This window comes from Paenibacillus lacisediminis (genome assembly GCF_046567315.2).
This window is the reverse complement of sequence record NZ_JBKIAX020000023.1, coordinates 49,766-64,217: the sequence shown is the minus strand read 5'-3', so window position 1 is coordinate 64,217 and position 14,452 is coordinate 49,766. Positions and strand designations below refer to the sequence as shown.

Genomic DNA, 14,452 nt, shown 5'->3' with positions numbered 1-14,452 from the left:
GTCTTTCAGCTAAATTTAATGTTAGGGAAGGGAAGAGTAAATAACAATTCATAGACATAGTCATTTATGTAAAATATTGTTATTTTTAAGTGTGATATTCTTCCTTTACATCTCAGGTAATCTCCTTTACAGCTCGTTTTCGGCGAAAATCAGGCAAAAAACGCGATTTTGATAAATGTTCACAATGACGGCTTGTTCCCTAATAGTTCGCAGAATTGTCATAATAGATTTGATATTTCGTGATTTTATTCACATTATTTCCGTGTTTTGTCCATTTTCGGTCACCACAAAACAGGCTGCCCTCCAGATCGTTCAAGATCCGTAAGGACAGCCTGTTTTTATTTTTTGATGCTTTTTTTGTTTAACGTACTACAGTAATTCTTTACGAAGCTGCTCCGGCGATTTCGGCGACAGCAGGCCGAACGGAATATCGAATACGGTTTTCGCCCCCGACTCCCCGGCTTGCGACAGCTTGTACACTGCGCGGGCGTAAGCGACCAATACGCTGGCCGTAAACTCCGGGTTGCTGTCCAGCTTCAGGCCAAACTCGATCAGTTGCGTGCTGTCCTTGCCTGTCCGGCCGCTTCTCAGCACCATGCCCCCGTGCGGCATCGTGGAATGGTTCGCTTTAAGCTCCTCTTCGCTGATGAAATGAACGGTGGTGTCATAATCGGCAAAATAGTTCGGCATCGTTTTGATTTCATGTTCGATTTTAGCCAGGTCGGCTCCTGCTTCGGCAACAACGTAGCATTCGCGCAAATGCTTTTCGCGTGTGGTCAGCTGCGGATTTTCGCCTTTGCGGACACGTTCGACCGCCGCTTCAACCGGGATCGTGTATTGCTTGCCATCTTTAACCCCCGGTACGCGCCGGATCGCATCGGAGTGGCCTTGACTGACCCCTTTGCCCCAGAACGTGTACTCTTTGCCTTCCGGCAGCACGGCTTCGGCAAGCAGCCGGTTCAGCGAGAACAAGCCTGGATCCCATCCCGTGGAAATCACGCTAACCGTTCCGGCCTTCGCCGCCGCTGCGTTCACTTTTTCGAAATATTCAGGGATTTTGGCATGTGTATCAAAGCTGTCGACCGTATTGAACAAGGCCGCCAGCTCCGGCCCCTGCTCCGGCAAATCCGTAGCCGAACCACCGCAAAGAATGAGCACGTCAATGTCGCCTTTATATTTTTCGATTTCGGAAATGTGTACGACGCCGCCGGCCGCTGCCACCTCATCCGGTTTTCTTCTTGAAAAAATAGCTTGCAGCTGGAAATCGGGATTTTGCTTCAGCGCCAGTTCCACGCCCCGTCCCAAATTTCCGTATCCTACGATACCCGCTTTGATCTTCGTTGTCACTTGCCTTCCTCCTCCAAATGTAGACTCTTACCCATTGTAGCTTACCCTTGGCTTATTTTAAATCCTTAACATGCATAGTTAGTATTTTTTCATATTCTGGCTTAGAACCAAAAACGGCGCTTAACAAAACAACCTGGCGAAAGAAAGCCTTCATCCTAAGCCGAAATTTGCAACACCAGGTCACCCGAGAACTCTGACGAAAAAATAAGGGCATAAAATGTCGTTATTACGGCAACATCCGTCCAGTTGAGAAAATAGCGCCATTTTATGTCGCTATTTTCTTAGGGCCACAAGGAAATGCCCGCGTTCTGGACCATTCTTAGGAAAATAAGTACATAAAATGCCGCTAATGGGGATAAACATGGTAGGTTTCGGATAATAAGTACATTAAGTACCGCTATTTTGAAGGCGACGCTACCTTGGTCGTTCCAATTGCCGGCTGTCAAACGCTGATTTCAAGGCTTAGCCATTGTCCACGCTGGAAAAAATGCCCGCTTGAACCTTCACACAATCGACAAAAATTCAGATCAGGTTAGTCCCATATAGCCCGTTGTAGTCATACTAAAGTTTTAACAACCATTGTAAAATAATATTTATTGTGAAATTTATCATTGACTATTTCAATAAAGGCGGTAGTGAAGTTGAAATTACGATGGTACAAATGGGCCGCGCTTATGGTGTTGGTGTGTTTCGTTGTGCTGGGCATGCGCCCTCCTGCCGTGCTGGCCCATGCCTATGTCGTTTCCTCGACGCCCGCGGCGGATGAAACGCTGGACCAGGCGCCGAGCTCCGTCCGGATTGAATTCAACGAGCCGATCGAAGCCGGCTTTTATGAGCTACAGGTAATCGGGCCGTCCGGTGTCAGCGAGGTCGCGGGCGAGCCTGTATTCGATCCGGAACAGCCTACCCGGCTGAACGTTGCCCTAAAGCCGGACCTGCCAGAGGGAGCGTATGCGGCTAAGTGGAAAGTCGTCTCCGGCGATGGGCATCCCGTCTCCGGGACAATTTCTTTTCAAATCGGGCAGGGAGCTTCAAGCAGCGTTCCCCAACACGACTCCACCGCTCAGAACAGCTTTCCCGGCTGGAGCCTGCTGGCGATCCGCTGGCTGTTTTACGGTGGCATGACCTTGTATTTGGGCACTCTTACGTTCCATTTGTGGCTGCTGCCCGCCGGGAAACAAAGTTCGGTTGCTTTGCCCGAACGCTTGAAGCGGCGCAGCCGCACGGCCCTGCTTCTCGGATTTGCTGCAGCCGCGGCCGCCGTGCTGCTCAGCTTGCCGCAGCAAACCGCCAGCGATTCCGGCGGCGGCTGGAGCAAAGCGTTTGATCCCGGCAGCCTGCAGGAGACGTTGACCTACACGAGCTTTGGCGAAATTTGGGGGTACCAGGCCGTGCTGCTCATCGTATTGCTCACATCGACCATCCTCCTCCTTCGCGCCTTCAGCAAAAAGTCCTGCCCGGGCAGACTGCTCCTTGCTTTGACCTTCGCGGCCGGCCTTGGTTTGCTGCTCGCCAAGGCTTTTATCGGCCACGCGGCCACGGCCTCCGTGAAATCCGCCGCCGTCACGGTGGACTTCCTGCACTTGGCCGCCGGATTGATCTGGCTCGGCGGCGTGGGCGCCGTGGCGTTTTTGCTGCCGGCCGCGGTCGCCCGGCCGAAGCCGCTGCGGGCAGAGGCCCGCGCCGAGTCGGAGCATACATCGGCGCCAGCGGAGGCCCTTGCCGAACCGGCACGTGCGTCGGCGCCATCGATGGCTCTTGCCGAATCGGCGCCTACACCGGGGCCAGCGGTGGCTCTTGCCGAATCGGCACGTGCGTCGGCGCCATCGATGGCTCTTGCCGAACCGGCGCCTACACCGGGGCCAGCGGTGGCTCTTGCCGAATCGGCACGTACATCGACACCAGCAGAGGCCCGCGCCGAACCGGCAGGAGCGTCGGCGCCAGCGGCGGACCCGGGCGCGGCCACTGGCGGCTTGGTTGATCCTTCGGGCGCCCCGCCCGCTGCCACCGCCGCGGATTTGCCGCAACATACGCTTTATTGGCGTGCGGTCCGGCGTTTCTCCATGCTGGCCGCAGGCTGCGTTGCCGTTCTGATCTTTACCGGTGTATACGGAAGCCTGCTTCATGTGCCTACCTGGTATGCTCTGTTTCATTCGGATTACGGCAAAGTGCTGCTGGGGAAAATACTGCTGACCCTGGTGTGCCTGGCGCTGGGGATGTCGGCTTTCCTGCGCGGACGCAAGCCCTCCCGGCCACTCGGAGCCGGGGTATGGACGGAATTCGCCCTCGGCTTGGTTGTTCTCGCTTTGACGGCGCTGTTGGCCAATCTGCCGACCGCCGCGGCCAATCCCGGCCCGGCCCAGCTGACGAACCAGCTCCCGGACGGATCTCGACTCACGATCAGCATCTCGCCCAATCTTGTAGGGTCCAACACGTTCCGGGCGGCGATCACCGGGCCGGACGGCCAACCCCGCCGGGATATTGAACAAGTCACGCTGGAGCTGACCTCCAAAGAAATGGATATGGGCACCATAGAAATCGGTTTTCCCGGCCAGCAGTTTGGCAGTGATCCGCCCGAAGCCAAAGCTGACGGAATCATCACGATGGGCGGCCGTTGGAATGTTCACGTCCATATCCTGCTGAAATCGCTGGACACCCTGGACTACGATACGGAACTGCGGGTCGGCAGCAAATAATCCAGTATACGATTCTGGAAATAACGTTAGCATGATGGCAAGTGAAGACTTGAGAAAACGGCAAAATTAGTCTATTGAAGATCTCGGGTGACAACATAAAGGAAAAAAAGGGCGCTATTTCAGCGATATCCCCCATGTTGCGTGAAATAGAGGAATTTTATGGCGCTATTTTTACGATTTAGTAGCGAAAGGCCGCCTTTCGACCTGTTCATCGGAAAATAAGACCCAATAGTTCCCCTATGGTGATGAATAGGCTCAAATTCGGAAAATAAGACCCTAAAGTTCCTCTATTTTATAGGGACGATACTGAGCACAAGACTAATATAGAACAAAGTGATCCATGGCCCCTGTCCGCAGAGAAGCCATATTATTTCCGGATCATTCTACTAGTAAATCATTAATGCAATGAATAAATAAGGAGAGGATTAACATGTTTAGAGCCCTTCCATTACGCATGAACCGTTTATGGCTCGCTGTCGCTTCAGCGGCGGCCACCTTGCTTTTCGCTGGCGTCGCCAGCGCGCATGTGACCGTCAATCCCGGAGAATCCGCACCGGGGGCCTGGCAAACGTACACCATCAAGGTACCCGTCGAAAAAGACATCCCTACGGTCAAGGTCGCGCTAAAAATATCGGACGGCGTAGAGTTCAAGCAATATCGGCCAATTCCGGATTGGGACGTTGAGTTGACCAAAAACGATGCCGGCGCCGTGACGGCAGTCACCTGGACCGCCGAGGGCGACGGAATCGGGCCCGGCGAGTTCCAGCAATTCGATTTTGTGGCCAAAAACCCTGATAAAGAGGCCGAAGTGGCCTGGGACGCCTTCCAATATTACAACGACGGCAGCGTGGTGGAATGGACCGGCGGCGCGGGCGCCGATTATCCGCATTCGCTGACGGTAATAAGTGCAGCGGCTGGCGATGGAGCAACCGCTGATGCCGGACACGGCCACGACGCAAGCGGTAGCAGCGCAGGCAGCGCAGCTGGCGGAGCGGGCGCGAACGGAGATGACGCCGGCACAGGGGCGAGCGGCGGCGGCACGAACGGCGCGGGCAACGCGGCGGCCGGCAACGCTGGCACCCAGAGCGGCAACTCCGGCGCGAACGCAACTGCAGGCGCTGCCAACCCCGCCGCAGCGCAAAGTGCCGGCACGTCCGGGGTCGAAACGGCCACCTTGGTGGTGTCCATCGCCGCCCTGATCGTCTCGCTGGCCGCACTGTGGCTCGCTCTCCGCTCCGCGCGTAAATCAGCCTAACCTGGCCAAATCACAAAAAACCTCCGGCAGCGCACCCGTGCATTACGGGCGAGTCGCGGAGGTTTTCTATTCACACATTCTAACGGACACCAGCGCCTTTATTTCGGCGAAATCGAGGGCTTTCGGAATGTAACGGACACCAGCGACCTTATTTGGCGCTTCACTGTACGTTTTCGGCCATTTTGGGGCAAATAAGAGCGCCCAGGTCCGTTAGAATTTAAAACCCCGTTTTTTCGGGCAAATAAGGGCGCTCCTGTCCGTTAGCAAGCACTCCTTGGATTCCAAGCGGCATGCAGTTAGACCAGCCGTCGTCTGAAAAAACATCGTGCCTACGCTGACCAAACCAAACGCTGACCAACCCACGCCGACAACCGTTGCTGTCCCTCTCAGACCCTACAAATGTTGCTGTCCCTCTCAGACCCTACAAATGTTGCTGTCCCTCTCAGACCCTACAAATTCATGTTCCTGCACGGTACCGGCTCCGTGAACACAGAGAGCAATGCGCACGATGTACAGTCCCGCGTTACTTTACGTCATCTGCATCTTATCCCTTGGCCCCCAGCCCGGCGGATTTGCGGTCCGACTTGACGCCCAGCAGGCAAAGTAGCGCCAACAGCATCCCGAGCGAAGCGCTGACGAACAGCGCCGGGTAACCAAACGCGTCGATCAGCCAGCCGAGCAGCGGCGGCGAGGTGATGGCAGCCAGCGACGAGACGAAATAATAAATTCCCGTGCGGGTACCGATGCTCTCCTCCCGTCCGGTCGCTACCACCCATGGATACGAGTTGATGTTGATGCAGGCCCAAAAAATCCCCCCGACGATCAGCAGCGCCCGCAGCCAAAACACGGACTCCACAAAAACGACCGCACCAAAAATGACGAACAGCCCAGCCACCCCCAGCGAAATGATCGTCTTTTTTCCGAACCTGGCCCCCAACCAGCCGCTCAGCAGCGCAAACGCGAGAAAAGCCAGCGAGAAAAACATCAGCGAAAACGAAGCCTCACTGTCGCTCATGCCGAGCTGTTTTGTGCCGTACAGCGTAAACAACGCTTCCACGCCTTGATACGCCACAAACCAGAAAAAAATCGCCGCCAGGATCAGGACGGTTGTTTTGTCCAATTGGTCTTTGATCCGCACCGGGCGTTTTGGCTCGGCGGATGAGGCAGATACGTCGGATGAGGCAGCCGCGTCGGATACGGCAGAAACGTCGGATACGTCCCCGCCCCCGGCCCCTAAATAAGCATAAACCGCCGGCTCCCGGATCACCGCCTTCAGCACCACCAAGCAGCCGAGCATCACGATCCCGGCAAACAAAAAAGGAACGTAAGAGCCGATTCCGTACAGCTTGGAGCCGAGGCCAAAAGCGAGCACCGAACCGATTCCGCCCATAAAGTTGATGACGCCGTTTGCTTTCGTCCGCAGATGCTCCGGCGTAATGTCCGGCATTAAAGCAACCGTCGGGGCACGAAACAAGCTCATCGACAAATTCATCAGCACCATAAACAAAACGAGCGTAACAAAGCCGGTATGAAGCGGTATCAAAGCCGCGAACACGGCGCCAAACGGCATGCCGATCAGCAGATAAGGCATTCTGCGCCCGAACTTTGTCATCGTTTTGTCGCTGCGGTGTCCGATCCATGGCTGCAGCACGATGGCGAAATAGTTGTCGATCGTCATCATGAACCCGATCATAGCGGCGCTTTTCACATAATCGTCCAAAAACAGCGGCACAAATGCGTTATAAAGCGCCCAGGTCAAGCTGATGCTGAAAAAGCCCAGACCCAGCAGCCATGTTTTTTTCATCCGCTCACGCTCCTCTATTTAACCCAGCAGTTCGACCAGGACATCGGGATAATCCGTAATGATGCCCGCCACCCCGGCCTGAATCAGCGCGCGCATTACCTTGGGATCATTCACCGTAAACGGGTGATAAGCGACCCCGGCCTCCTTGGCGGCCGCAACCAGCTCCGGCGTGAGCGCATACTGGTACGCATGCAGCGCGTCCGCCCCGATCCGCTTCGCGTAGTCCCAGGGCTCGTACAACCCTTCCATATATAAAATACCGGTGCGGATGTCCGGGGCTATTTTTTTGCACTCGACCAAAGAATAATGATTAAAGCTGGAAATGATCGTCCGCTCGGCCAGACCAAAACGCCGCACGGCGTCAATGACCTTCTGCTCGATGCCAGGGTAAAGCACCACGCCTGTTTTCAATTCCAGATTGATGATCGTATCCGTACCGCGCACCAGCTCCAGCAGCTCTTCCAGCGTCGGGATGCTTTCCCCCAGGTAGTCCTCGTGGAACCAGGAACCCACCTCGCATTGCTTCGCTTCCTCCAGCGTGATGTCCTTAATCCACTCCGGCGTCCCCGCCGTCCGCTGCAGCGATTCGTCATGTATGAGCACGAGTTGTCCGTCCCGGGTCATTTGCACATCCGTCTCAATTCCGGTAGCCCCCAGCTCAAGCGCCCGGGCAAAAGACGCCATCGTGTTCTCCGGGCAATGCCCCGCCGCCCCGCGGTGCGCAAAATTGATGATCTCGGCCAATGGCGATTCCTCCTTGGGATATTTACTTAAAATTATTATAGTCCATCCTCCCAATATAATCCTGCAATGTTAGACCCATATTAAAATGGGACCACCCATGTGGCGATCTGATTGGAAATATCCAATGAAGCTGGAAACTTAGCATAGATGCGTGGCCTGATTGGATATATCCAATAGAATTGGAAATTAGGTGGAAAATACGACAGTGTGATTGGATAATCTCCAATTGATTCGGCTCGAAGGGGCGTTAAAGGGTCAGTTTGAGCGAATTCTATTGGATTTTTTCCAATGAGAGCTCTAAATAGCGTTCGATTTCCGTCAATCTATTGGATTTTTTCCAATGACGATGCGAACCAAGGGTACCGATGCCAACACCAGCGACGAAAAAACCGGAGAACTCCGCCTCCCCCTAATCGGCAGCCGCTCTCCGGTTTACAAACTTAAGTTGCGCCCTTGCCCGCAACCTCCTATTGCACCTTCAACCATGCCCGCAATTCGGCGTTCAGCACCTCAGCGTCGCGGAGCGCCCGCTTGTCGTTTAACACGTCCCCCGGCTTGCTGCCTTGGCCGATGATATACCCCGCAAACGGCATGCCAACAAAATCGAACGTATACTGCAGCTGTTGGATGACCGGCAGCGCCTTGATCCGCGGATTGTCGCCGCCGACCACTACGGCGTAAGCCGTTTTGCCTGCTAGCTCCGCTTTGAAATCGTAGTGCGGATCCCGCAGGCTTTGCGACCAGCGGTCGATGAAGTTTTTCAAAAGGCCGGAAACGCCATACCAATACACCGGGCTGGCAAAAACCAGCACGTCATGCTCCAGCGCTTCCCGGATCACCTCTTCATAATCATCGTCGACCGGATCGAACCCTCCCTCCGTATGCCGTTGATCGTGAATCGGTTTGATCTTTTTGGCGCGCAAAACGATATTCGTATAGGGAATCCCCTCTAATACCTTGTTCGTTAATTGCTCCGTATTGCCCCCACTCCTGGTGCTGCCCTGTAAAACAGCGATGCGCATGCCTGCACTTCCTTTCCTGAATCTACTTTTTAGCCTATCCGCTCATTTTACGAATAAATGCCTACCCTATTTTTATACGATGTTTTACATCTTTATGACATCGAGATGCAATTGCTGGCGTTTTTTCGCGAAATCTGAATGAGGGATGTCTTATCCCCCTCATCCCGCAATATAATCCCCGACCTTGCGCCGAGGAACCAACCCGACCAAGGTCCAGTTCACAAACCGTCTCAGGCCCGTTATGTCCAGCCGCAAATCCCGCTAGAATAAAAGCATGAACAGCGGAAACAACACGAACCGCTAACCCGATTTTAAAATTAATGTTCAAAAAGCCGGCTTGCAGCCTTACTGCTTTCGTGATCCACAGCCGACTTTTTGAATCACCTCAAATAAAAGAAAGCGAGTGGTTATTTATGAGAAAACTTTACCGTTCCTCCACGGACAGACAAATTAGCGGCTTGTGCGGTGGCATCGCCCAGTGGCTGGGGATCGATGCAACGGTCGTGCGGCTCGTCGCCCTGATCGCAGTCTTTTTCAGCGTCGGAACCGTCGTCGCCCTGTACCTGATCGCCAGCCTGATCGTGCCGAGAGAACCGTTTGCCGGGCTCGGATACGACGAACCGTTCACCAACTACTAATCGAAAACTAATTTAAGGAGAGATGATTATGAGCAGCATTTTTGACAGAATCGCCAACTTAGCCAAAGCGTCCATACACGAAGTGTTAAACAAAATGGAAGACCCGGTGGTCATGACCGGACAATACCTGCGCAACCTGGAAGACGATCTGAACGACATGGAAAAAACGATCAAGGAGCAGCAAATGAACGCTGCCGTGCAGGAAAGAAAAAGCGCGGACATCGCCCATTTGGCCAAGCAAAGCGAAATCCGCGCGCTGACCGCGCTGGAGAGTGGAGACGAAGTTACGGCGCAGCACGCCGCCGCGGAGAAGCTCCGCTACGAGGAGCAGGCGCAGCAATACGCCGCCGCCGCAGGCGAAGCCCGCGAGCGCGTGAAGGAGCTGGAGCTCCGCCTGGAAGAAGGCAAGGCGGAATACGACCGCCTGAAAGAGAAGCGCAACGAGTTGGCCGCACGGGCCCGCAAAGCGCAAGAGCGGAAAGCGGAGCAGCCGCCGAGCATCAGCCACGGCATTGAAAGCGGCACGGCGGCCCGCGGCTTCGAGCGCATGGAAGAGAAGATCCTGGAATGGGAAGCAAATAGCCAGCTTTCCGGTTCCGGCTACGGAACCTCCCCTGCCGCCGCCGGCACAGACGCCGGCATTCCTACCCCCGCCGTCAACGCGGAGCTGGAACGCCTCAAGCAGCAGCTATCGGCCCGGCACTCCTGAGCCGTTCATATAGAAAACCGCCCGGTGAAATCACCCGGGCGGTTTTTGCGCGTTGGACAAGCCGGGACGTGAAATGCAAAAGGGCATGCGAGTTTCGTCGAAATTCCCCGAAAACGGCTCGCCAAATGCAAAACTGCAGTTCCTTTCCGGCTAAAAGATACTTTTTTATCCCATAGTCCCAAAACAGATGCACTTTTGCATCTCAACCGCTCCAAAATGGCGTATGTCAGAAAAACCAAATGCACATTTGCAGTTGATCCAATGTTGATCCAGTGTTGATCCAGTAGAGCGGCGTTACTACCAAAGAAACAAGCGGAAGGCAAAACGTGCTGCCTTAAAAGAAAAAGCCTGGCAAGGCTTGAATGCCTGCCAGGCTTTTTCGTGTTGTCGTTACAAGATTATTTCCCTTCCTTGCCAGACTTGAACACTTCGCCGATCGCGCCCAGGGTGCCGAGCGTTTCGATCGCATTGGACGGGATGAACACTTTGTTCGCCGGTCCTTTGGCCACTTCCTTCAAAGCGTCGAAGGACTGGTAAGCCAGCACCTCTTCCGTCAATGCAGCGTCGCGGAGCATTTCGATCCGCGCCTTCTCGGCTTCCGCCACCGCCTGAATCGCCTTCGCTTCCCCCAGCGCTTCCAGTTCCTGCGCCTGCCGCAAGCCTTCGGCTTCGCGGATGCGCGCTTCCTTATCGCCTTCCGCCTTGAGGATTTTGCTCTGCTTGTCGCCTTCGGCGCGCAAAATCATGTCCTGCTTGGCGGCTTCGGCTTCGAGCACAATCGCCCGTTTGTTCCGCTCCGCCTTCATTTGTTTGTCCATCGCTTCCTGAATGTCGATCGGCGGCTTGATGTCGATTACTTCGACGCGCTCGATCCGCACGCCCCACTTTTCGGTCGCTTCATCCAGCGCAATGCGGATTTCCGTCGAAATTTTTTCCCGGCCGGACAACGTTTCGTCAAGCTCCAACTTACCGATAATTTGCCGCATCGTAGCGGTCGTGATGTTCCGAACCCCGTATACGTAATCGGAAATTCCGTACGTAGCTTGTTCCGGATCGACCACCTGATAGAAAATGATCGTATCGATTTCCACCTGAACGTTGTCCTTCGTAATCACGGTTTGCGGCGGCACGTTTGTCTGTTGAATCCGCAAATCATGATACAGGCGAACCTGGTCAATTACCGGAATCAGGATGTTCAACCCCGGCGTCAACAACCGGTGGAATTTACCGAGCCGTTCGACGACACCCACCCGCTGCTGCGGCACAATTTTGATCGTAAGCGAAATAAATACGACCACAACGACAACAATAATTACAAGAATAACCCACGGCATTAAGAAATTTCCTCCCATCGTTCTACCTCGATAATCGTACTGCTGCGCTTCAGCACCCGCACGCGCTCATCCTTGCCGATCGGCCGGGCGGACTTGGCGCTCCACGTGTCTCCCCCAACCTTGACGATGCCGTATTGCCCCTCTTCAATTGGTTCCACGACGATGCCCTGTTTGCCTACCAGTTCGGTGCCGACATCTTTAAACCCTTTCGATGCGCGAAATTTTCGCGACAGCGGCTTGGTAAATATGGTCAACCCTAAAGCGACCAGACAGCCGGCCACCACCTGCAAAACATAAGCCTCGGGGGCTATCCAAGCCACGATCGCCGCCACTAGCGCCCCGATACATAACCACAGCAAATAAAATGTCAGCGTCATCATTTCGAACACCAGTAAAGCTCCGGCGGCGATCAGCCAAATGGCCCACATTTCCATCCCCCTGTTGCACCACCTTTCCGCGTTATAATTATATATACGGCGACAATACCAAAAAGTATCAACAAATGGAATGGTTTTTTAGTAATTTTGCGCAAAATCGGGGAAATTGGCGGTTTTTCGAGGTAATTTGTCGGTTAATTGTCATACATGCCGTGCCGCTTCCGCAGTCTAGTCCTCCGCCCGGGCTGCGGCGGTCTTGATATATTGTCCGGTTAAAGATTCGCCGCAAGCCGTAATATCCCTGGGCACGCCTTCGAACAACACCCTTCCTCCCTCCGCCCCCGCGCCGGGACCCAGATCTATGATCCAATCGGCCTGGCAGATCACTTCCGGATGATGTTCGATAACGATCAGCGTGTTACCCTGATCGGCAAGGCGGTTCATCACGCGGATAAGCCGGTCAACGTCCGCCAGATGCAGCCCGGTGGTCGGTTCGTCCAGCACGTATATATTGCCTCTTTCCTCCAATTCGGCTGCCAGCTTGACCCGTTGCAGTTCTCCGCCCGACAAAGTGCTGAGGGGTTGTCCCAGCGCAACGTAATCGATCCCGGTTTCCCGCAGCCTTTCCAGCGCCGGCAAAATCTCTTTTTCTTGAAAAAAAGACAGCGCCTCGGCGACGGTCATAGCCATGATGTCGCTGATATTTTTGCCGCGCAGCAGGTAGGACAGCACTTCCTCATTGAAGCGTCTCCCCCCGCAAGCTTCGCAAACGGTCGCCACCGTATCCATAAAAGCAAAATCGGTGTAAATGGTTCCGAGTCCCTTACAGGCCGGGCAGGCCCCCTGCGAATTAAAGCTGAAAAGCGAAGGGCTGACCCGATTCGCCTTGGCAAACCGCTCCCGGATCGTATCGAATATGCCGATATAAGTGGCGATATTGGACCTGTTCGAAGCGCCGATAACCCCTTGATCGACAACGATCGCCTCGGGATAGGCCTGCGCAAACGCACGGCGGATCAATGTGCTTTTGCCCGATCCGGCCACTCCGGTAACGGCGGTCATCACCCCTGCGGGGACCCGGACGCTTACCTCTTTCAAATTGTTGAGGCTCGTGCGTGGAATTTCCAGCCATCCGGCCGGTTTCCGGACCTCGCTTTTGAATGAAAGCCGGCGCTTCAGCAGCCGGGAGGTCAGCGTATCGGCCGACATCAGCCCGCCGAATTCTCCCTCGTAGACGATCCTTCCACCGCCCATTCCGGCGCCCGGCCCCATTTCCACGATATGATCGGCGATCCGGATCACGTCCGGGTCATGCTCCACGATCAGCACGGTGTTGCCTTTATCCCTTAATTGCCGCAGCAGCCGGTTGATCCGGCCGACATCGTGGGGATGCAGACCGCTGCTGGGCTCATCCAAAATGTAAAGCAAATCGCTCAGGCTGTTGCCGAGCTGGCGCACCAGTTTGATCCGCTGCGATTCGCCGCCCGACAGGCTGGACGTTTCCCGGTTCAAACTCAAATACCCGAGCCCGATCTCGATCATGTCGGCCAGCCGTTTGATGATCGCCTCGGTCACCGTGCGGACCAGCGGTTCGCGGACAGTACGCACAAAATCAATCAGCTCGCTGACCGGCATATTCGCGCAGTCCGCAATGTTTTTTCCGTTGATTCGGCATGTCAGCACGTCAGGTTTAAGCCTGCCGCCGCGGCACGCCGGGCATATCCCCTCGGACGCGATCCGTTTGATCGCTTCCTTGTAAAGGGCGTTATCCCGGCCATCCTTGTCCAGGAAAGACCGTTTGATGCGGGGGACGACGCCCTCGTACAGTGAAGTCGGCGGCCACTCTTTCGTCGGATTCGCCGGTTTGAACCCCGTTTTGTATAGCAGCGTATCCATTTCTTCCTCGGTGTAATCCTTCAGCTTTTTGTCGTTGTCGAACAGTCCGGTGGCGGTATATCTTTTCCAGCGGAAATCGCCGGGCTGGAAGGTGGGGAACAGGATCGCACCCTCGTTCAGCGATTTTTCCTTGTCAATCAAACGGTCGATAAGAATCGTCTTCGCCTTGCCCAGCCCTTCGCATTCCGGGCACATCCCCTGCGGATTGTTGAAGGAAAAAACGTCGGAATAACCGACGAAGGGGGCGCCTTGCCGGGAAAACAGCAGACGCAGCAGCGCGTAGATATCCGTGGCCGTGCCAACGGTCGATCTGGCGTTGCCGCCAAGCCGCTTCTGATTGATTACGATCGATACCGGCAAATTGGAGATGCCCTCCACCTCCGGCTGTCCGTAATGGGGCAGCCGGTTGCGGATAAAGCTTGAGTAAGTTTCGTTCAGCTGCCGCTGCGATTCGGCCGCGATCGTATCGAAAACAAGCGCCGACTTCCCCGAACCGGATACGCCGGCAAACACCGTAATCCGCTTTTTCGGAATGGAGACGCCAACGTCCCGCAAATTTTTTTCTCTGGCTCCGAACACATGAATGAAATCGTCTTTATGCATGTTTCCTTTCCCTCCTCTGGATGATTC

The 14,452-nt window shown here is 54.8% G+C and carries 11 protein-coding genes; 4 read left to right on the top strand and 7 right to left on the bottom strand.

Going from position 1 to position 14,452, the window contains the following annotated elements:
* Positions 1-369: 369 nt before the first annotated feature.
* Positions 370-1,347, bottom strand: a complete 978-nt coding sequence (locus ACLD72_RS29005) for a diaminopimelate dehydrogenase (protein ID WP_411003613.1) — start codon at positions 1,345-1,347, stop codon at positions 370-372.
* A gap of 641 nt (positions 1,348-1,988) precedes the next feature.
* Here ACLD72_RS29005 and ACLD72_RS29000 point away from each other — a divergent pair.
* Together ACLD72_RS29000 and ACLD72_RS28995 are read left to right on the top strand one after the other, a co-directional pair.
* On the top strand, positions 1,989-4,043 hold the full coding sequence (locus ACLD72_RS29000; RefSeq protein WP_411003614.1) for a copper resistance protein CopC: 2,055 nt from the start codon (positions 1,989-1,991) through the stop codon (positions 4,041-4,043).
* 454 nt (positions 4,044-4,497) lie between these two features.
* Entirely contained in the window at positions 4,498-5,298 is an 801-nt protein-coding gene (locus ACLD72_RS28995; RefSeq protein ID WP_458476400.1) for a YcnI family copper-binding membrane protein, read from the top strand.
* A 544-nt stretch (positions 5,299-5,842) separates the two neighbouring features.
* Here the strand turns inward: ACLD72_RS28995 and ACLD72_RS28990 are convergent.
* The 3 genes from ACLD72_RS28990 to ACLD72_RS28980 all read right to left on the bottom strand — a co-directional run bounded on the left by ACLD72_RS28990 (position 5,843) and on the right by ACLD72_RS28980 (position 8,868).
* Complete coding sequence (locus ACLD72_RS28990; RefSeq protein WP_411003616.1) at positions 5,843-7,102, bottom strand: SLC45 family MFS transporter; 1,260 nt, start codon at positions 7,100-7,102, stop codon at positions 5,843-5,845.
* 18 nt (positions 7,103-7,120) lie between these two features.
* Positions 7,121-7,846 carry a glycerophosphodiester phosphodiesterase gene (locus tag ACLD72_RS28985; protein ID WP_411003625.1) on the bottom strand — a complete coding sequence of 242 codons (726 nt, stop codon included), beginning with the start codon at positions 7,844-7,846 and terminating at the stop codon, positions 7,121-7,123.
* Positions 7,847-8,313: 467 nt separating this feature from the next.
* Positions 8,314-8,868, bottom strand: coding sequence for a flavodoxin family protein (locus ACLD72_RS28980; protein WP_411003617.1), 555 nt, complete (start codon positions 8,866-8,868; stop codon positions 8,314-8,316).
* A 413-nt stretch (positions 8,869-9,281) separates the two neighbouring features.
* Between ACLD72_RS28980 and ACLD72_RS28975 the strand changes: the two genes are divergently transcribed.
* Both ACLD72_RS28975 and ACLD72_RS28970 read left to right on the top strand, forming a co-directional pair.
* Positions 9,282-9,506 carry a PspC domain-containing protein gene (locus tag ACLD72_RS28975; RefSeq protein ID WP_458476397.1) on the top strand — a complete coding sequence of 75 codons (225 nt, stop codon included), beginning with the start codon at positions 9,282-9,284 and terminating at the stop codon, positions 9,504-9,506.
* Between the two features lie 28 nt (positions 9,507-9,534).
* Positions 9,535-10,215: a PspA/IM30 family protein gene (locus ACLD72_RS28970; RefSeq protein ID WP_411003619.1), complete on the top strand. Its 681-nt coding sequence runs from the start codon at positions 9,535-9,537 to the stop codon at positions 10,213-10,215.
* A gap of 398 nt (positions 10,216-10,613) precedes the next feature.
* Here ACLD72_RS28970 and ACLD72_RS28965 read toward each other — a convergent pair whose 3' ends face one another.
* From ACLD72_RS28965 to ACLD72_RS28955, 3 genes are all read right to left on the bottom strand, one after another.
* Positions 10,614-11,549: an SPFH domain-containing protein gene (locus ACLD72_RS28965; protein ID WP_411003620.1), complete on the bottom strand. Its 936-nt coding sequence runs from the start codon at positions 11,547-11,549 to the stop codon at positions 10,614-10,616.
* Positions 11,549-11,983, bottom strand: coding sequence for an NfeD family protein (locus tag ACLD72_RS28960; RefSeq protein ID WP_411003621.1), 435 nt, complete (start codon positions 11,981-11,983; stop codon positions 11,549-11,551). Before ACLD72_RS28960 ends, ACLD72_RS28965 begins: the two co-directional genes overlap by 1 nt.
* 171 nt (positions 11,984-12,154) lie before the next feature.
* Positions 12,155-14,425, bottom strand: coding sequence for an ATP-binding cassette domain-containing protein (locus ACLD72_RS28955; RefSeq protein ID WP_411003626.1), 2,271 nt, complete (start codon positions 14,423-14,425; stop codon positions 12,155-12,157).
* Positions 14,426-14,452 lie beyond the last annotated feature (27 nt).